The organism is Flagellimonas oceani (assembly GCF_011068285.1).
GTDB lineage: Bacteria > Bacteroidota > Bacteroidia > Flavobacteriales > Flavobacteriaceae > Flagellimonas > Flagellimonas oceani.
Genome location: NZ_CP049616.1, coordinates 4,260,581 through 4,277,893, shown reverse-complemented (window position 1 = coordinate 4,277,893; position 17,313 = coordinate 4,260,581). Strand labels below are relative to the sequence as shown.

General features: G+C 43.3%; 19 protein-coding genes. 14 read left to right on the top strand and 5 right to left on the bottom strand.

What is annotated here, in order from left to right:
* The first annotated feature begins 143 nt into the window (after positions 1–143).
* From GVT53_RS19365 to nhaA, 7 genes are all read left to right on the top strand, one after another.
* Positions 144–1,208: an NAD-dependent epimerase/dehydratase family protein gene (locus tag GVT53_RS19365; RefSeq protein ID WP_166250118.1), complete on the top strand. Its 1,065-nt coding sequence runs from the start codon at positions 144–146 to the stop codon at positions 1,206–1,208.
* Positions 1,209–1,212: 4 nt separating this feature from the next.
* On the top strand, positions 1,213–1,776 hold the full coding sequence (locus GVT53_RS19360; RefSeq protein ID WP_166250117.1) for a vitamin K epoxide reductase family protein: 564 nt from the start codon (positions 1,213–1,215) through the stop codon (positions 1,774–1,776).
* Between the two features lie 24 nt (positions 1,777–1,800).
* Positions 1,801–2,172, top strand: a complete 372-nt coding sequence (locus GVT53_RS19355) for an SPW repeat domain-containing protein (protein WP_166250116.1) — start codon at positions 1,801–1,803, stop codon at positions 2,170–2,172.
* 114 nt (positions 2,173–2,286) lie between these two features.
* Positions 2,287–4,173: a flavohemoglobin expression-modulating QEGLA motif protein gene (locus tag GVT53_RS19350; RefSeq protein ID WP_166250115.1), complete on the top strand. Its 1,887-nt coding sequence runs from the start codon at positions 2,287–2,289 to the stop codon at positions 4,171–4,173.
* Positions 4,170–5,219 carry a glutathione synthetase gene (locus tag GVT53_RS19345; RefSeq protein WP_166250114.1) on the top strand — a complete coding sequence of 350 codons (1,050 nt, stop codon included), beginning with the start codon at positions 4,170–4,172 and terminating at the stop codon, positions 5,217–5,219. The genes GVT53_RS19350 and GVT53_RS19345 overlap by 4 nt, the downstream gene beginning before the upstream one ends.
* 13 nt (positions 5,220–5,232) lie before the next feature.
* Positions 5,233–6,132: a succinylglutamate desuccinylase/aspartoacylase domain-containing protein gene (locus tag GVT53_RS19340; protein WP_166250113.1), complete on the top strand. Its 900-nt coding sequence runs from the start codon at positions 5,233–5,235 to the stop codon at positions 6,130–6,132.
* 77 nt (positions 6,133–6,209) lie between these two features.
* Entirely contained in the window at positions 6,210–7,541 is a 1,332-nt protein-coding gene (gene nhaA / locus GVT53_RS19335; protein ID WP_166250112.1) for a Na+/H+ antiporter NhaA, read from the top strand.
* A 44-nt stretch (positions 7,542–7,585) separates the two neighbouring features.
* On the opposite strand, the gene tal is transcribed toward nhaA, so the two are convergent.
* Positions 7,586–8,668, bottom strand: coding sequence for a transaldolase (gene tal, locus GVT53_RS19330; RefSeq protein ID WP_166250111.1), 1,083 nt, complete (start codon positions 8,666–8,668; stop codon positions 7,586–7,588).
* Positions 8,669–8,697: 29 nt separating this feature from the next.
* On the bottom strand, positions 8,698–10,695 hold the full coding sequence (gene tkt / locus GVT53_RS19325) for a transketolase (protein ID WP_166250110.1): 1,998 nt from the start codon (positions 10,693–10,695) through the stop codon (positions 8,698–8,700).
* A gap of 270 nt (positions 10,696–10,965) precedes the next feature.
* Here tkt and GVT53_RS19320 point away from each other — a divergent pair, with 270 nt between their 5' ends.
* Positions 10,966–11,523: a type 1 glutamine amidotransferase domain-containing protein gene (locus tag GVT53_RS19320; protein WP_166250109.1), complete on the top strand. Its 558-nt coding sequence runs from the start codon at positions 10,966–10,968 to the stop codon at positions 11,521–11,523.
* Between the two features lie 105 nt (positions 11,524–11,628).
* On the opposite strand, the gene GVT53_RS19315 is transcribed toward GVT53_RS19320, so the two are convergent.
* The 3 genes from GVT53_RS19315 to GVT53_RS19305 all read right to left on the bottom strand — a co-directional run bounded on the left by GVT53_RS19315 (position 11,629) and on the right by GVT53_RS19305 (position 13,139).
* Complete coding sequence (locus GVT53_RS19315; protein ID WP_166250108.1) at positions 11,629–12,300, bottom strand: ferredoxin reductase domain-containing protein; 672 nt, start codon at positions 12,298–12,300, stop codon at positions 11,629–11,631.
* Positions 12,301–12,324: 24 nt separating this feature from the next.
* Positions 12,325–12,744, bottom strand: coding sequence for an MgtC/SapB family protein (locus GVT53_RS19310; protein ID WP_240905083.1), 420 nt, complete (start codon positions 12,742–12,744; stop codon positions 12,325–12,327).
* Positions 12,745–12,947: 203 nt separating this feature from the next.
* Positions 12,948–13,139, bottom strand: a complete 192-nt coding sequence (locus GVT53_RS19305) for a hypothetical protein (protein WP_166250107.1) — start codon at positions 13,137–13,139, stop codon at positions 12,948–12,950.
* A 299-nt stretch (positions 13,140–13,438) separates the two neighbouring features.
* Between GVT53_RS19305 and GVT53_RS19300 the strand changes: the two genes are divergently transcribed.
* From GVT53_RS19300 to proC, 6 genes are all read left to right on the top strand, one after another.
* On the top strand, positions 13,439–14,029 hold the full coding sequence (locus tag GVT53_RS19300; protein WP_240905081.1) for a helix-turn-helix domain-containing protein: 591 nt from the start codon (positions 13,439–13,441) through the stop codon (positions 14,027–14,029).
* A 159-nt stretch (positions 14,030–14,188) separates the two neighbouring features.
* Positions 14,189–15,214 carry a helix-turn-helix domain-containing protein gene (locus tag GVT53_RS19295; RefSeq protein ID WP_166250106.1) on the top strand — a complete coding sequence of 342 codons (1,026 nt, stop codon included), beginning with the start codon at positions 14,189–14,191 and terminating at the stop codon, positions 15,212–15,214.
* Positions 15,215–15,590: 376 nt separating this feature from the next.
* Positions 15,591–16,034 carry a GNAT family N-acetyltransferase gene (locus GVT53_RS19290; RefSeq protein WP_166250105.1) on the top strand — a complete coding sequence of 148 codons (444 nt, stop codon included), beginning with the start codon at positions 15,591–15,593 and terminating at the stop codon, positions 16,032–16,034.
* Positions 16,035–16,042: 8 nt separating this feature from the next.
* A complete protein-coding gene (gene rpsU / locus GVT53_RS19285; RefSeq protein ID WP_014033016.1) occupies positions 16,043–16,240 on the top strand; it encodes a 30S ribosomal protein S21 in 198 nt (65 codons plus the stop codon).
* Between the two features lie 32 nt (positions 16,241–16,272).
* Positions 16,273–16,464: a hypothetical protein gene (locus GVT53_RS19280; protein WP_166250104.1), complete on the top strand. Its 192-nt coding sequence runs from the start codon at positions 16,273–16,275 to the stop codon at positions 16,462–16,464.
* Positions 16,465–16,504: 40 nt separating this feature from the next.
* A complete protein-coding gene (gene proC, locus GVT53_RS19275; RefSeq protein ID WP_166250103.1) occupies positions 16,505–17,311 on the top strand; it encodes a pyrroline-5-carboxylate reductase in 807 nt (268 codons plus the stop codon).
* Positions 17,312–17,313 lie beyond the last annotated feature (2 nt).

The following is a 17,313-nucleotide window of genomic DNA, read 5'->3' as shown; positions in this document are numbered from 1 at the left end:
CCTGTAAATCATACCGATAACACTAATTTTTTCAGTGATAGTGTCAACACTTCCGCCATTGAAACCTTTATTTCATAATGCATTCTGATTTTCAAGGAAGATTATAAAAGGACACGAAAAACAACATAAAAAAATTGAAGTTTATGGACGAAAACAATAAACATCCCGATTTTGGAGCTGAAAAAGAGGTAATCATCATAACCGGAAGCAATGGCCTTATTGGATCATTGTTGATAGAGAGATTATCGGATAAATACAAAGTTGTCGGTTTAGACCGCAAACACCCGGCCTATCCGCCACACCAAGCCGAAAGCATAAATTTTGACGTGACGGATGAAAAAACCATTCAATCAGCCCTAAAGCGCGTCCAATATGCCTATGGTAAAAAGATTGCCTCTGTGGTCCACTTGGCCGCCTATTATGATTTTGGCAAAAAGGACAGCCCAAAATATCATGAGGTAAATGTAAAGGGCACCGAAAAGTTTTTGGAACAGTTGCAGGATTTTGAAGTGGACCAGTTTTTGTTTTCCAGTTCCAACCTTATATATAAACCTACAGAACCTGGCATCAAGATCAACGAAGACTGTCCGGCCGAAGCCAATTGGGGCTATCCCGAATCCAAAGTGTTGACAGAGGACCTCATCAAAAAGAGCAATACCGATATTCCTGCCGTTTTCTTGCGAATAGCCGGAATCTACTCCGATCACGGCCATTCCATTCCAATCACCCAGCAAATAAAGCGTATCTACGAAAAGGACCTATTAAGCCACTTTTATTCGGGAGATGTTGATCATGGCGATGTTTTTGTCCATTTGCAAGATGTGGTCGACGCCATAGAGAAAACCGTTGATAAACGTAAAAGCATACCCAATGCAATGGCCATTAACATTGGAGAACCATCTACGCCAACATATCAGGAATTGCAGGATGCCATAGGCAACCTTATTCATGGCAAGGATTGGGAGACCTTCGAAATGCCGGCCCCATTGGCCAAGGCAGGTGCGTGGGCGCGCGACCTGGTGAGCGATCCTTTTATTAAACCTTGGATGATAGACCGTGCAGGGGCCCATTACGAACTCGATATTTCCCGGGCCAAGCAACTATTGGACTGGGAGCCCCGACATAGGGTCATGGATACCCTGCCCACTATCATAAAAAACCTCAAGGCCGATCCCGAGGTGTGGTACCAGAAAAACAATCTAGACTAGGAATATGCAAAAGACCACCGAACACATACCGCCTGGCTGGGATTACAATCCCGCGACATGGTCCCAGCGCATTCCTATCGTTGTGCTGGCCCTTATTGGTTTTGGCATTGCCACCTACCTCTCACTATACCAATTGGACTATATAGATACCGTTTGGGAGCCATTTTTCGGGGATGGCAGTGTTACCATACTAAATTCAAAAATATCGCATGTGTTGCCCATACCCGATGCGGCCCTCGGTGCCTTTGGTTACTTGGTAGATGCTGTTGCCGGCGTAATCGGGGGAACGGCCCGTTGGCGCAAAATGCCTTGGATCGTAATCGTATTCGGGTTGGCCGTTGGACCTCTGGGATTTGTAAGTGTTATGCTGGTGGTTTTCCAACCTGTTCTATTTTCAGCTTGGTGCTCCCTTTGCCTGGCATCCGCTATAATCTCCATTGCCATGATCGGTCCTGCTATGGACGAAATGTTGGCCAGCCTCCAATACATACAACGGGCAAAAAAATCAGGTGCCTCTACATGGAAAGTATTTTGGGGGATAAGGACCGAAGTAGAAAAAGTAAAGTAATGTGTATATCAAATAATTAATGGTATGTGGGCAAAATTCATAAATATAATCTTGGGGCTATGGCTTATTGTGGCCCCATCCATCTTGGGGTATACAACGGCAGCTTCGGACAACGGCCATATTGTTGGCCCCATCATCATAACATTTTCCACCATCTCCCTTTGGGAGGCTACCGACAATGTCCGAAAATGGAACTATCCCTTCGGCCTTTGGTTGCTCCTATCCCCATTCGTGCTCGGGTACGAACTGCCCTTTGCGATTGCCAGCGATATTGTTGTTGGCATAGCGGTGCTTGTACTCTCATCCATAAACATAACATTCAAAAATAGGTATGGCGGCGGATGGTCCTCACTTTGGAAAAAGAATCCAGATCATTCAAAAGAAGAATTCAATTAATTAAAGTGTCCCATTAAATGTTTCAAGCAAAAACTTAAACCAATAACGTCAACACATCTAGATGGTTACCATTACTTTCAAATGGGATGATGATTTGACGAAGAAAAATGAACCATGAAAAAAATAAAAGACCTTTCAAAGGAATCCATAGATAAGATTCTGGACAATCTGCAAAAAACCGAGGAACTCAATTTAAAACTTCCCGGAGGTGGAATGTTGCATATAGAAAGTGGTCTGCCCTATTTGGTCATTTACCGAAAAAAGAACAAAGATGCCGGAACAAAAGAGATCGTTTTGAGCGAGGCCTGCTATTTGGTGATCGGACGAAAAAACTTCAAGGGATACCAAAACCTGGTTTTTGCCTTGGCGGACCACTTTTCCGCCGAATACAATTCGTATTTGCTTTTTGAATTGTTCTCCGCCACCCAGAACAACAATTGCTTCACCATAAAGGGGCCTGCAAGTTTGCTGCCCAAAACGCTCAAAGTTTTGGAAAATGGACTCCAAAAAATCAACCAGATAGCTCCCAATGTACAAGTTGACACAAGAATGGAGGATACCGAGGACAGGCATCCCAAAGGGCGTAGACCGCTGTTGAGCATAAATAGGACCAAACAGTGCGGGGCACTGCTCATTGGGCTCGAGGTTCCGCCCATCTACCGCGATTCCAACAACGACCTGTTCCCTGTTTTTTTTAGGGAATTCCATGATTTTTTGACCGAGGCCATGCAAAGGGCCATTTACGATTTCATTCGTATTCAGACCATTTGCGGCATTTCCAGTTACAATGCACTTGGGCAAAGCCACCCCAAGGAAAAGGTATTTGATATAGATCGAAAGCTCTCGGATATAGAAAATTCATATCAGTTCTTATGGTTGGTATCGCCATCCAATATCCATGACATTAAAAACACCTTTTTTGAAAGTGGATTCAAAAACTTACTTGATTACCATTACCGCTTGTTGCCCATAGATCCCGATTTGTTGAAGCGAAATCTGTACGATCTAAAAATCGAAAAGATAGAAGACCCCACCCTGTCGCACATCTTCCGCCAAAAAAGGGAAGAGCTCGATCATCAGATTACCATGCTCAACGAGCGGGGCTCCCCCAATTTCTTCTACAACAGTATTCGCCTGTACAGAAGCATTGGGAGCGCATTAAAAAAAGAGGCTGAAAACTTATTGGAACAACTGCCCGAAAAATCAACGGAGATCAATGGCAATGATTGTTTAAGTACCAAGGAATTTGCAGAACTCGCCCAAAACGAAATCGATTTTCTAAGAAAGCAGAACAGTTCCTTTAAATGCGAGATACATATAAGGGAAGACCTCAACATAATGATGGTGTCCCAAGGCGACCTCTACATTCCCTCTGATTTTGAAATAAGAAAAGAAGAAGCGGACGCACTGATACAACACGAGGTAGGCGTACACGCACTGACCTATTTTAACGGAAAACAACAACCCTTGAGCCAGTTGAGCGTTGGTTTAGCGGATTACGATACCATGCAGGAGGGCCTAGCGGTCTTTTTCGAATACTTGGCGGGCGGACTGAGCACCAATCGCCTTAGAACGTTGGCGGGGAGGGTGCTGGCAGGTTGGTACAGACTTCAAGGACATGGTTTCAAGACAATTTTTGATCAGTTAACAAAAGCATACGGTTTTAGTAAGGAACGAAGCTTTAACATCACCTCCAGAATCATGCAAGGTGGTGGATTGTTAAAGGACGTCATTTACCTAAAAGGGCTATTGAGATTGGTGGATTATTTAAGGAATGGGGGCAAAATGGAATTGTTGCTTTCGGGAAAATTTGGGTTCCATCATATCGAAACCATTCAAAAACTGACAGATAGGAACATATTAAAATCACCGGTATTAAAACCCCGATACCTGTTGGACCCCATTTTTGAGTCCAAGATTGAAAAAATCAAACAGGGCCTGCCCCTACATAAAATGGTATTCGACAATACCCATACAAGAACCTTAATTGCAAAACAATGAAGATATGTTTCGTTCTAAATAAGATTGCCACGGAAAAAAATGGCACCTCATCGGCCTTAATGGCCAAGGCCCACGACATGGACCATACGGTCTGCGCGGCCAGTGTAGGGGATTTTAACCTTGACTATAAGGGCAAGATAACCATTGACACTACAGAAATAAAGAGAGGAAAGAAATTCAAGTCCCCTGAACAATATCTTGATGCCTTAAAAAGCGAAAAGGCCCATAAGAAACGGATAGATGCCACTGCTTTGGACGTATTGTTCATTAGGAACAATCCTACCGAAGAAAGAGCCGGAAGGGAATGGGCGGAACATTCCGGTATTGCCTTTGGCCGTATGGTACAACAACTGGGGGTCTTGGTGCTAAACGATGCCTATGCCCTATCCAATGCCTTTATTGATAAACTCTATTTTGAGGAGCTGCCCAAGAGCATAAAGCCCGCCTCGATCATTACACGAAAAAAAGAGGATATCCTCAACTTTTGGGAAGAAAACGATAAAAAAATGGTGCTGAAACCCTTGGAAGGTTCCGGTGGCCAGAACGTTTATTTAATCGACAAAAACCAAAAAAACCTCAATCAAATTTTATCCACACTCACCACAGAAGGCTACATCATAGCGCAAGAATATCTCCCAGAGGTAGAACATGGCGATGTACGTGTACTGCTGATGAATGGCAAAATATTGGAGCAGGATGGAAAACAGGCCATAATACGAAGGGTGAGCGGCGAAGGAGAATTTAGAAGCAACTTTGCCCTGGGGGCCACTGCCAACAGTGGCAAGCTCACTGATGCAATGCAACATATCGTAAACATAACCGCGCCACGATTAATAGCAGATGGCCTTTTCTTTGTAGGTCTGGACATTGTAAAAGATAAATTGATAGAAATAAATGTGCTGAGTCCCGGTGGACTGAGCAAGTTTGATAGTATAGGCCTGCCGGACTTTACCGAACCGGTCATAAAGGCCATTGAACGAAAGTTGACATATAAAAAAATGCATGGCAACCACTTGTCCAACAAGGTGTTGGCCACCATGCAATGATGAATACAAAAAAATGGAAACAGCTAGAGTAATAGGAGAGTATGGTTCTGGAGCAAGCGGGCCCTTATTGTTGGTCACGGCAGGAATACATGGCAATGAACCCAGCGGGGTCGTTGCTCTGCAACATATATTCAAAGAATTACAAAAGTGCAAACCAGATATAAATGGTTGCGTAGTGGGCATTGCCGGAAACCGTGAAGCACTAAAGAAAAATGTACGCTACATTGATGAGGACCTAAACCGTATCTGGACCCGTGAGAATTTACAAAATGATGTCCCCAAATCCTCCGAACAAAAAGAAATGTGCAACATTATGGGTGCATTGAACCGGTATCCCAAAACAAATTATAGCAAACGCTATTTTTTGGATTGCCACACGACCTCATCGGACAGTCTGCCCTACATATCCGTTCAGGATGTGAATGACAACCTTGATTGGGCAGGCAACTTCCCCACATACATAGTAAGGGGATTCAGCGACTTGATCAAAGGGGACATTGACCATTATTTGAGCAGTCAGGGCATTACCGGTTTTGTTTTTGAAGGCGGACAACACCAAAGTGAAACAGCCGTTGCAAACCACGAAGGGATTATCTGGCTGGCCATAAAAAAAGCCCTTGGTCTGGATTTGACATCCATTACCCGCTACCCGGAATGCGTGGAGAACTTTAAGGACAAAAATGCTCCTGAGCAAAAAATCTTCGATATTGTCCATCGTCACAGTTTAAAAGAACAGGACGATTTTAAGATGGAACCCGGTTTCAAGAATTTTACGGCCGTTAAGGAAGGTCAACTGTTGGCATACCATAATAATGAACAGATACGAAGCGGCCACAATGGCCATATCTTTCTTCCGCTCTATCAATCCAAAGGGAACGATGGCTTTTTTATCATAAAAGAAATCGGTAACTAATCACCCGTCAGTGTTTCAATCTATGGGCCAAAGGCAATCATATCATCCAATTTTAAAAGCTGAAAACATCATAAACGGTGAAAATAGAACACAGGACATATTGGGAAAGCTTCAAGGCAAAGGTCAGGTCGCTGTTCTCTGGCGAGCTGTCCTCCGGTATGCTCATGATCGCCGCCGTAGGTATCGCATTGGTGCTTTCCAATACTGGATGGTCCAAAGAGTACCATGATTTTTGGGAATACCCGTTGAACATACAACTGAACAATGCTGACCTAAATATAACCCTGCACGAATTGGTAAACGATGGCCTTATGGCCATTTTCTTTTTTATGATAGGCCTGGAAATCAAAAGGGAGCTTATTGCGGGCGAACTTTCCAAACCACGAAAGGCATTGTTGCCCATTTTATGTGCGATCGGCGGACTCGTTTTTCCAGCAATAATCTATATCTGCCTCAACTACGGAAAGGATACCATGCCGGGCTGGGGAATTCCCATGGCCACCGATATTGTCTTCGCTTTGGTACTGCTCACTTTGGTCGGGAATAAAAAAGTACCTTCGAGTTTAAAGATTTTTGTCACGGCCCTAGCGGTCATTGATGATTTATGTGCCGTATTGATCATCGCCTTCTTTTACACGGATCAAATTGTTTTTGAAAGCCTTTCATGGGCCTTCGTTTCCTTTTTGGTTTTGCTCGGGGCCAATAAGATCGGCATAAGAAACCCGCTATTTTATGGGGGAATCGGTTTGCTGGGCATTTGGACAGGGTTTTTTCTTTCCGGCGTGCATGCTACGATTGCCGGGGTCATTACGGCAGCTGCCATTCCTGCCAAAGTAGGTATGAAGGAAAAACAGTTCACTACAAACATCAGGAATCTCGTCGATACTTTCGAGAACACCCATTCGTTGGATTCGGTTTTTATACAAAAAAAACAGCTCGAGCTTGTGAGCATTATACAAAAGGCCATACGAAAAACGGTGCCGCCCTTACAGACCATTGAAAAAGTATTGGAACCCTTTGTAAATTACATCGTCCTACCACTTTTTGCCTTTGCCAACACGGGGCTCTTGGTAAGAGCGGAAAATATTGGGGCAGTGTTGCGGCCATTGCCTTTGGGAATCATCCTTGGGTTGGTTCTCGGTAAATTTTTCGGGATTTCGCTCATTGCCCGCTTGGCCGTTGCCCTAAAAATTGCCAAACTCCCCAAAAAAGTAACGTGGCCGCAATTATACGGGGCGGCAGCTTTTGCAGGAATAGGCTTTACCATGTCCATATTTATTGCAGATCTGGCCTTTAGGAACCCGGCATATGTTTACCAGGCCAAATTGGCCATTTTATTGGCCTTTGTCTTGGCAGTTCTGTTGGGCATGTCAATTTTCCAGTTTTTTGTAAAATCCGATAAAGTATGATGCTTGTCCACGTTTATTTTCTTTAAGAGAGTACTTGGAAGCTTTTACTTTTTTTGTTCCTCGATCCCCCGCAACAGTTTTTCAAAGGGTGCATTGAATTTATCTATGCCCTCTTTAACCAGGTCTTGTGCCACTTGCTCCATGTGGATTCCTGCTTTTTCAACCTCTTCCAAAACTTTGGCGGCTTTCTCCATATCGTCCTTTAGGCTCATGTTCGCTTTTCCATGGTCCCGGAAGGCATCCAAAGTTTCCATGGGAACTGTATTTATGGTGTTGTCACCGATCAGGGCCTCCACATATTTTACATCGCTGTATGATGGATCCTTGGTACTGGTACTGGCCCAAAGCACACGCTGTGGTTTTGCACCCTTTGTCTCCAATACTTTGAAACGTTCACTGGAAAACACCTCTTCATAAATATTGTAGGCCTTTTTTGCAGATGCAATGGCCACTTCGCCCTTTAGCCCCTCCAAACCTTTTTCTTCCAACATGGGATCCACCATAACATCAATACGACTCAGAAAAAAACTGGCGACGGATTGGACATGGTTAATGCTTTGCCCGGTCTTTAGTCTATCTTCCAATCCACCCATATACGCTTCGGTGACCTTTCTATATCTCTCCAAACCAAAAAGTAGGGTAACGTTCACATTGATGCCTTCGGAGATACACTGGCGAATGGCCGGAAGCCCCTCCGCAGTGCCCGGAATCTTGATCATCACGTTCTTCCTGTCCACCTTTTGCCAAAGTTCCCTGGCCTGTTGTATAGTTCCTTCGGTGTCGCGGGCCAACCGAGGGGATACTTCCAAGCTCACAAAACCGTCATTGCCATTGGTATTGTCATAAACCGATTTAAAAATATCCGCTGCCCGTTGTATATCGGAAACGGCGACCTCAAAAAATATATCCTCATTGTCCAGGACCTTTTTCGATAGTTCGGCAATATCCTCATCGTAATCGGTACTGTTGCTGATCGCTTTTTCAAAAATGGCTGGGTTTGATGTTAGACCGCGCAGGCCATCCTCCTGTATAAGTTTTTTTAGCTTGCCGGAGTCCATTAGATTACGGTCCAAAAGGTCCAGCCATATACTTTGTCCGTGTTTGATTATTGCTTTCAAATTGTTCATTTTCTTGTTTTTCTGTTCAACTTTCTTTTTTATGAAACCAGCGCCTTGGCCCTTTCGACCACGTGCTCCACCGTAAAACCATATGCTTGCATGATTTCTTCACCGGGTGCCGATTCACCAAATGTATCCACACCGATCACATCGCCTTCATCCGTAACGTATTTGCACCAACCCATGGGCGATGCAGCCTCAACCGCCAATCTTTTTCGTAAGTTCTTAGGAAACACTTCTTCTTTGTAGGCTTCGCTCTGGTTTTCAAAAATTTCCCATGATGGCATGCTCACCACCCGCGCTTGAATTTTCTGTTCTTTTAATTGCTCTTGTGCTGCCAAAACCAATTGTACCTCTGATCCGGTTCCAATAAGAATGAGTTCGGGCTCACTTTCGGCCTCGGAAATAATGTAGGCGCCTTTTTCCAATGCCTTTGCGGGAGTATACTTTTCTTGATCGATGATGGGAAGCCCTTGTCGGGTAAGTACAATGGCGACCGGTCCTCCGGAATGTTGTAACGCCACTCGCCATGCCTGTGAGGTTTCATTGGCATCGGCAGGACGGATGACGATAATATCGGGGACGGCTCTGAGACCTATCAATTGTTCAACAGGTTGATGGGTGGTACCATCTTCGCCCAACCCGATACTGTCGTGGGTAAAAACAATGATGGGGCGTATTTTCATGATGGCGGCCAACCGTATGGGCGGTCTCATATAATCGGAGAATATAAGAAAAGTAGCTCCGTAGGGAATGAGATAGTTGCTCAATGCCATACCGTTTAAAATGGCGCCCATGGCATGTTCGCGCACCCCAAAATGGAAATTCCGCCCTTCGCGCGCACTGGCCGAAAACGATCCATAATCTTCGAGTTCCGTGGCCGTGGAGGGGGCAAGGTCGGCAGAGCCACCCAATAGATTGGGCAAATCCCCGGCTATTGCATTCAATGTTTTTCCAGAGGCTTTTCGTGTGGCCACTTTATCGCCGGGCTCAAAAACGGGCAATTTTGCTTCCCAGCCCTTGGGCAGTTTTCCATTGGCCATTTGTTCGTACTCATTGGCAAGTTCTGGGTATTTTTCTTTATACTTTTTAAACAGTTCCTTCCATTCCTGTTCTTTTTTTTCACCTTTTTTCCCCGCATTCCGATAAAGTTCCAACACCTCGTCCTCCACAACAAATTTGGCTTCGGGGTCAAAACCAAAATTTTTCTTCACGAGCTTGACTTCTTCCTCTCCCAAAGGTGAGCCGTGTGCCTCTCCGGTATCCTGTTTATTGGGACTTCCGTAGGCGATATGGGTACGGACCTTTATCAGGGAAGGCCGCCCTGTTTCTTCTTTGGCTTCTTTTACGGCTTCGGAAAGGGCTTCCACATCGTTGCCATCGTCCAGTTCTTGAACGTGCCAATCGTAGGATTCAAAACGTTTGACGGTATCGTCCGTAAAGGTTATATCGGTATCGCCCTCTATGGAGATGTGGTTGTCATCGTACAGATAAATGATGTTGCCCAATTTTAAATGTCCGGCCAACGAAGCCGCTTCGGCACTGACTCCCTCCATTAGATCGCCATCGCTACAAATGGCATAAATCTTATGATCGAAAAGATCAAAATCGGGTTTGTTGAACCGTGCCGCCATATATTGTTGGGCAATGGCCATACCTATTCCGTTGGCGAACCCTTGGCCCAACGGCCCTGTGGTGACCTCTACGCCATCCAACAGGTGTTTTTCCGGATGCCCTGCAGTTTTGCTGTGCAATTGCCTAAAATCCTTTAAATCGTCCATGCCGATGTCATAACCTGTCAAATACAAAAAATTGTACTGCAGTATGCAGGCATGACCTGCAGAAAGTATGAATCGGTCACGATTGGCCCATTTGGGGTTATTTGGGTTATAATCCATGGCCTGCGTCCAAAGTACATGCCCCATGGGCGCAAGTGCCATTGCTGTGCCCGGGTGACCGGATTCTGCCTTTTGTACGGCGTCTGCGGACAATATCCTTACCGTGTCTATTGCTCTTTGTTCCTTGTCATTGTTCATATTGTGGAGATTTATGTTAGTTGAAATACTGCGTCGGTACATAGATGATATTTATTTTATCATCTATTGATCGATGGTATCGGTAAAAAAATTGGTTCAAACACAGTAATCCACCAAGGAAGACCTAAGAAAGTGATATCGACAGTGTTTCTTGGACGGCAACGGCAAAACTTGATAGCATTCAAGTTATTTTCTATTGCGTCAACCTTGGGGTCAGGGAATCTTATCTTCATGTAGAAACATAAGTATTAACCCTAAAAATCGCATACTATGAAATTGAAAGAAAAACGAATTGCCATTTTGGCCACGGACGGTTTTGAACAGTCGGAATTGTTTGAACCTTTGGAAAAATTAAAGTCCGAAGGGGCTACCGTGGACATTATTTCCGATAAGGAAGGTGAAATAAAATCCTGGAACAAAACGGATTGGGGAAAGAGCATTAAGGTTGATAAAACCGTGGATTCCGCCCACATACTTGATTATGATGCCTTGGTTCTGCCCGGCGGCGTAATGAATCCGGATACATTACGGACCCATACGCTCGCACTTAACTTTGTTAAAGGCTTTTTTGAAAGAAGCAAACCGGTTGCCGCGATTTGCCACGCTCCCTGGCTTTTAATAGATGCCGATGTTATTGATGGACGTAAAGTGACCTCTTATAAGAGCATTAAACAAGATGTCATCAATGCCGGTGGACTTTGGGAGGATAAAGAGGTCGTGGTCGACAGTGGATTGGTAACAAGCCGAAACCCAGGAGACCTGCCCGCTTTTTGCAGCAAGATCGTAGAAGAGGTATTGGAAGGCAAGCACGAAGGGCAACATGCCTAATCCCAACTTGTTATCTTGGTACAAGTAAACATATTCCAATACAATGGGCGGCCGCGTAAAAGCGGCCGCCCATTATTTTAAATTTAGTGCTTTGGCGATACCATATTAATATTCCTCGGTAACGATTTTGTCGTCGTCGGCCCCGAGTTCCTTAAGGTCTTCCACTACGCTATTGATCATTTCCATCGGGCCACATACATAAAAGAACTGTGAAAAATGTGGAATTTTGGATTTTAAAAAATCCTTGTCCATATAGCCCTTGGCATATTTTTGGGTTTCTTCTTCGGAAAGGATATTGGTGTACCTGTTTCCCAATAGATTATTAAACTCCTCTTCAAGAAAAATATCCTTTTTGGTGGTATTGGCGAATATCAATTGGTTGTTGCCCAATTTATCTTCGTACTCTAGGGACCTCAATATGGAAATGAAAGGGGTAACACCGGCCCCTCCTGCCAAAAATATACCGTCGCCCTTAAATTTGATGGCCCCGAACACCTCCCTTAGGATAAGCTCGTCGCCTTTTTCCAGTTTGGATAGTTTTTCGGTCACGCCATTGTGTTCGGGATAAATCTTGATGGTAAACTCCAACACCCTGTCCGTGGGCAAACTTGTAAAGGTAAACGGCCTTTTTTCATCTTTCCATTTGTCTTGATTAATGGAGACCTCGGTGGCCTGACCGGGTTCAAAATCATAATCGTCGGGCCTTTCTACAACGATTCTCAAAACATTGTAATTAATGAATGTTATGGATTTGATTTTTACAACATGCTCTTTCATATATTCTCTTTTTATTTTTTGAATTTATTTTTCGCCTTCTATTTTATCATCTACATAACCAAAAACTATGTTTATGACCACTACCACGACCGTTAATATGCCGAGTTCCACAAACATGGCCGTGGCCGCCAAACAGCCTGCTCCCCCACTGCACCATAAGGTGGCCGCGGTTGTGAGTCCCTTTATTTTATCCTCTTTTTCCTTTTGCAAGATCACTCCGGCGCCCAAAAAGCCCATTCCGGTTACCACTTGGCTCAACACCCTGGTAATATCAGCGTATTCTTCACCATAAAACTGTAAGGATATAAGAACGTACACACATGCCCCGACCGCAACAAGTGTATTGGTCTTAAGGCCGGCATTCTTGCCCTTGTATTCACGCTCCAGGCCGATCAATAACCCGGATAGTACGGCCAGGGCGATCTTTAAGGTAAAATTGATCACCTCTTGGGAATCATATGTAAAAAGTTCTGTGATAATGGTCTTTGTTTATAGTTTGAATTTCAACAGGCTACGATAAAATACCCTCAGAAACTAACTCTTTGCAACGGCATAGATCAACGTAGAAAACAAAAACATTAACGCTAAAGATAACGGGGCCGCCAGTGACAGGAATTTTTGATCTACATTGCTTATGGCACTTCGCACTAAAAGCTGAATGAGGTCTCGAGAACCAACCCCGAAAGCAATACGCCAATGGCAACAATGATCAAAATGATGAGTATAACGGTAAAGCCTGTTTTGGTGGCACCGTTTTTCTTAAAAATATAATTGCGCTTTGGATTGTCCTTTTCCTTCACGAGTTCTGTATTCTCTTCCGATTGTTTTTTGCCCTTCATTGGTTTAATTTTCAAAAATCTGATTTACAGATAGATAGCTATCATAAGTTATTTCTTAACAACTATCTGTTTGACATATTCCGTGAATTTTTTGACGCAAAAAGAAAACACTTTGGTCCAAACTCCTGGAAATGACCCGTGATCCAGTTCAAATCTTCATCAAAATGACCAAAAATTCGTTCTATGTAATTAATTTTTAGTATATTAAGCTATTCTTAGCCAGAGTGACCATTGTGGAACATCAAACCATAAATGATTGGTCAAACATCATTGATATTTTATAAACAATAAATTTAAAGGTGGATTTACCTGCCTTTGTCCCATTTGTCATTATAGCCATGAATATCAGTCTAAAATATGATGTGCACAGCGCTTGTAAAGCAATATTGCGGCAACAGCTGGACAAATTGCATATTCCGTACAAGGTTTACAGTTCTAAAGAAATAGAGATTGAACGAAACCTTACCGCAGAGGAAACGGAAATGCTTGTTGAAAGCTTGGGCCAATATAATATGCAGGTATTGAGCTGCCATAAAACAGATTTGGTACAGCGCATTAAAAATGCCATTGAAGAAATGTTGGTGAACGACCTTATGTGCGTAATGAATGTTTCTTCTTACTTGGCAGACCAATTGAACTATTCCTACGCCCATTTATCCAGTCTTTTTTCGGAGGTTGCCCACACCTCGATAGAAAACTTTGTGATTCTCCGAAAAATAGACCATGCCAAGGAACTTATGCTAACCACCAACCTCACGCTCACCGAAATTGCCTATCGGCTAAATTATTGTAGCGTTGCCCACTTATCCAATCAGTTCAAAAAGACGACCGGGTTCACTCCCACCCAGTTCCAAAAAATCGTAAAAATGCGAAGGGAAAACCATGTATGACCCCATATATAGTTCATTTTAAACACATATCAAACTGGAACAGAAGAAAATTTTGCAACATATTCCACAAGTTATGTAAGGTAGACCTTGGTTCCTATTGGTATCTTCTACCTTTAAATTAAGCCCTAACCCTATAAACATACCTAATACAACAAAACCATGAAAACAAACGCATTAAATACCGTACAGCTCAAAAATATGTTTGGGCAATTCCAAAAAAACATGGGCGGCGATCTGCATACCTTACCGAATAGAGAATACACTTTGGACATCAACAACGATCTTGGACATGGCTCCATTAAAGGAATAGCGTTTAAGGGCGGTATCTCCTATATGGAGTTCGATATTGAATTTTACAAAGAGGTGTTGATAATCACCAGTTCACCGGAGCATTCCCCCATTTGCTTTGCCTATTGTTCGCAAGGGCAAATAGCACATAGCTTTGGGAGGCACGGGAAAAAAACCGAGCTGGAGAGTTTTCAAACCGGTATATTGACCAGTAGGAGCCTGCAGGATCATATATTGCACTTTGATAAATCCGTTAACCTGAAGATGATCTTGATCATCGTAAATCCTTCGGAACACAAGGATACCGGTAAAAACCTGAACAAAAAACTGCAAAAGCTTTTCTTTAAGGACCGGGTGGCCGATAACTTTGTGTATGTTGGGTCGCACAATTTAAAGGTAGCGGACAAAATACATCAGCTTAAAAGTATTTCGGCCGAAGGAATTGCCAAAAAACTAATGGTCGAAGGTTTGGTACACATGGTACTGGCATTGGAAATACAGCAGCATTCCGACGACCTGAAAAATGCCGACCTGCGCAACTCTACTTTGACCAAAAGGGAAAGAGGGATGATCCAAGAGGTTTCCGAATTTATCCGCAACTATATTGAAAGGAAGCTTTCCATCTCCTATCTATGCAAAAAAAGCGGCCTGTCACCGTCAAAACTACAAGAAGGCTTTAAATTGATGCACGGCACAACGGTGACCGATTACATTAGGGACGTGAGAATTCAAAAAGCGGAGGATTTGATAAAAAATACCGATCTGAATGTCTCGCAGGTCGTTTATAGTATTGGATTTATCAGTAGGAGCTATTTCTCCAAGATCTTTAAGGCAAAGTACAACTGTAGCCCAAAAGAATATAAGGACAAGCAAAGTGCCTATGCCATTCCGGGCTAGTCCTGCCATTGGAAATACCTACCGTACTACAACGTTTTCATTAAAACAGGAATAGACTCCTATAACGTTATAATAAACATAAACCCCAGTATTATTGGGATTTAAGGCCTGAATTTCTTACCTTTGTCCCGATGAACGTCAAGCTCCACGAGAGAAAAAACTGTAGAATCTTAAGTTTTAATTATCTGGTATTCAGAAACCAGCCAGATAAGTTCATTCCGCCTACCCTTTAATTACCTTCCCCCTAATCCGGGAAGTTGCCCCTATTACTATGGGAGTTCGAGGACATTGATGTTCCTTATTGCCCATTTCAGCCTATTAAAACCGTTAACTTAAAACTAAAAAAAACAAATCTATCATCGTTCAAAACAAAAGCATGGTAATCAAAACCTACGATGCCTACACAAGGCTTTCTACCATGGAAGCCGACCGATATGCCAACTTTCTCTTTGACCATCAAGAAGGTAAAAGAGCCACAAAAAAAGCCATAAGAAAGGCCATACAATATTCTACCAAAGATATTCCCGGACTTGGCGGATATGTCTTCGCCATGGAGAACAAGGATGAGATTTTGGGTTTGGCAGTTGTGAACAAAACAGGGATGGGAGATTATATCCCGGAGAATTTCTTGGTATTCTTTGTGATACACAGAGACCATAGAAACGACGATATAGAGCAAAAACTATTGGACTATACCCTCCAATATTGCAAAGGGGACGTTGCCGTTCACATTACAGGTGAAAACCAGTATCCGAACAAAGAATTTTTTGAGAACAAAGGGTTCAGCGCAACCCATTTAGAAATGAGATTGAACAGATAAACCATTATATGTTAAAAATTGAAGTTAAGCCAGGCGAAAGTATTGAAAGGGCTCTAAAACGCTATAAAAGAAAGTACAGGAACACAAAGCGTTTGGACCAGATACGAAGCCGTCAAGAATACACAAAAAAATCGGTGGAACGCCGTAAAACACTTAAAAAAGCACAATACAAGGAACAATTCCTGAACGAACAGGAAGACCAATAACAATAAAAAATCAAAGTATCAATAACAATAAAATGAGACTTTCAAGAATTAAAAGGAAAACCAGATATGAAAAACGCTATAGCGTTAAAATGGGGGAGCTTACCACCCGTGTTACGTATATACGGAGGTATATTATGGGGCTTCCCGTGCGCACTTTGCACCGATACCGCTCAACCTACTACGGTAAGGTAAAGGATTGCAACGAATGCAACGTGCTATCATAACATCATTAGAACTTTTTATATAAACCTTTTAACATAAACAATGAAAGTATTGGTTATTGGCGCAGGTAACATGGGGCTTACCTATGCCACAGGTATGTCTAAATCCAAATTGCTGAAAAAAGGCAACATCATGGTGCTGGACAAGTCAAAGGAAAAATTGGAAGAAGTAGGTAAGATCGCCTATTTCGATGCCATAGACAAACTCGAGGATTGTGTTCCACAGGCGGACATCATCTTTTTGGCCGTAAAACCCTATCATTCCGAAGAGCTGTTTCAGCGCATGAAAAAACTGGTGAACCCCGAACAATTGTTCATATCCATTATGGCAGGGGTCACCATCAACTTTATCCAAGAATCCTTGGGGGTCAAAAAAGTAGTGAGGGCCATGCCCAATTTGCCCGCCCAGGTAGGCAAAGGGCTTACCAGCTACGTATCCGCAGAAGAGGTTTCGCGCTTGGAACTTTTTATGGTTGAAGGATTACTGGATACCACGGGAAAATCCCTTAGGGTCAAAAATGAAAAATATATTGATGCATCCACGGGAATTTCTGGAAGTGGTCCCGCCTATGTTTTCTACTTTATGCAGAGCATGATGGAGGCCGCGCTACAAATGGGATTCTCAGAAAATGTTTCCAAAGTACTGGTGAGCCAAACATTTACCGGTGCCGTGGAACTGTTCAACCAGAACAACCTTAACCCCGACACGTGGATGGAGATGGTGGCCTCCAAAGGAGGTACTACCAGGGCCGCCCTGGATTCCATGGAAGACAACAACGTAAACGAATTAATCAAAGAAGCCGCCTTTGCAGCGTTCGGAAGAGCTGTTGAACTGGGCGAAGAATACTAAAT

What these genes read in the sequence shown, in the direction of transcription:
- GVT53_RS19295 (WP_166250106.1), top strand. Translation starts at nt 14,189, where the DNA reads ATGAAAACAAACGCATTAAATACCGTACAGCTCAAAAATATGTTTGGG.
- GVT53_RS19315 (WP_166250108.1), bottom strand. Translation starts at nt 12,300, where the DNA reads ATGAAAGAGCATGTTGTAAAAATCAAATCCATAACATTCATTAATTAC.
- rpsU (WP_014033016.1), top strand. Translation starts at nt 16,043, where the DNA reads ATGTTAAAAATTGAAGTTAAGCCAGGCGAAAGTATTGAAAGGGCTCTA.
- GVT53_RS19280 (WP_166250104.1), top strand. Translation starts at nt 16,273, where the DNA reads ATGAGACTTTCAAGAATTAAAAGGAAAACCAGATATGAAAAACGCTAT.
- GVT53_RS19340 (WP_166250113.1), top strand. Translation starts at nt 5,233, where the DNA reads ATGGAAACAGCTAGAGTAATAGGAGAGTATGGTTCTGGAGCAAGCGGG.
- GVT53_RS19360 (WP_166250117.1), top strand. Translation starts at nt 1,213, where the DNA reads ATGCAAAAGACCACCGAACACATACCGCCTGGCTGGGATTACAATCCC.
- GVT53_RS19290 (WP_166250105.1), top strand. Translation starts at nt 15,591, where the DNA reads ATGGTAATCAAAACCTACGATGCCTACACAAGGCTTTCTACCATGGAA.
- GVT53_RS19320 (WP_166250109.1), top strand. Translation starts at nt 10,966, where the DNA reads ATGAAATTGAAAGAAAAACGAATTGCCATTTTGGCCACGGACGGTTTT.
- tal (WP_166250111.1), bottom strand. Translation starts at nt 8,668, where the DNA reads ATGAACAATTTGAAAGCAATAATCAAACACGGACAAAGTATATGGCTG.
- proC (WP_166250103.1), top strand. Translation starts at nt 16,505, where the DNA reads ATGAAAGTATTGGTTATTGGCGCAGGTAACATGGGGCTTACCTATGCC.
- GVT53_RS19355 (WP_166250116.1), top strand. Translation starts at nt 1,801, where the DNA reads ATGTGGGCAAAATTCATAAATATAATCTTGGGGCTATGGCTTATTGTG.
- GVT53_RS19345 (WP_166250114.1), top strand. Translation starts at nt 4,170, where the DNA reads ATGAAGATATGTTTCGTTCTAAATAAGATTGCCACGGAAAAAAATGGC.
- GVT53_RS19350 (WP_166250115.1), top strand. Translation starts at nt 2,287, where the DNA reads ATGAAAAAAATAAAAGACCTTTCAAAGGAATCCATAGATAAGATTCTG.
- tkt (WP_166250110.1), bottom strand. Translation starts at nt 10,695, where the DNA reads ATGAACAATGACAAGGAACAAAGAGCAATAGACACGGTAAGGATATTG.
- GVT53_RS19365 (WP_166250118.1), top strand. Translation starts at nt 144, where the DNA reads ATGGACGAAAACAATAAACATCCCGATTTTGGAGCTGAAAAAGAGGTA.
- GVT53_RS19305 (WP_166250107.1), bottom strand. Translation starts at nt 13,139, where the DNA reads ATGAAGGGCAAAAAACAATCGGAAGAGAATACAGAACTCGTGAAGGAA.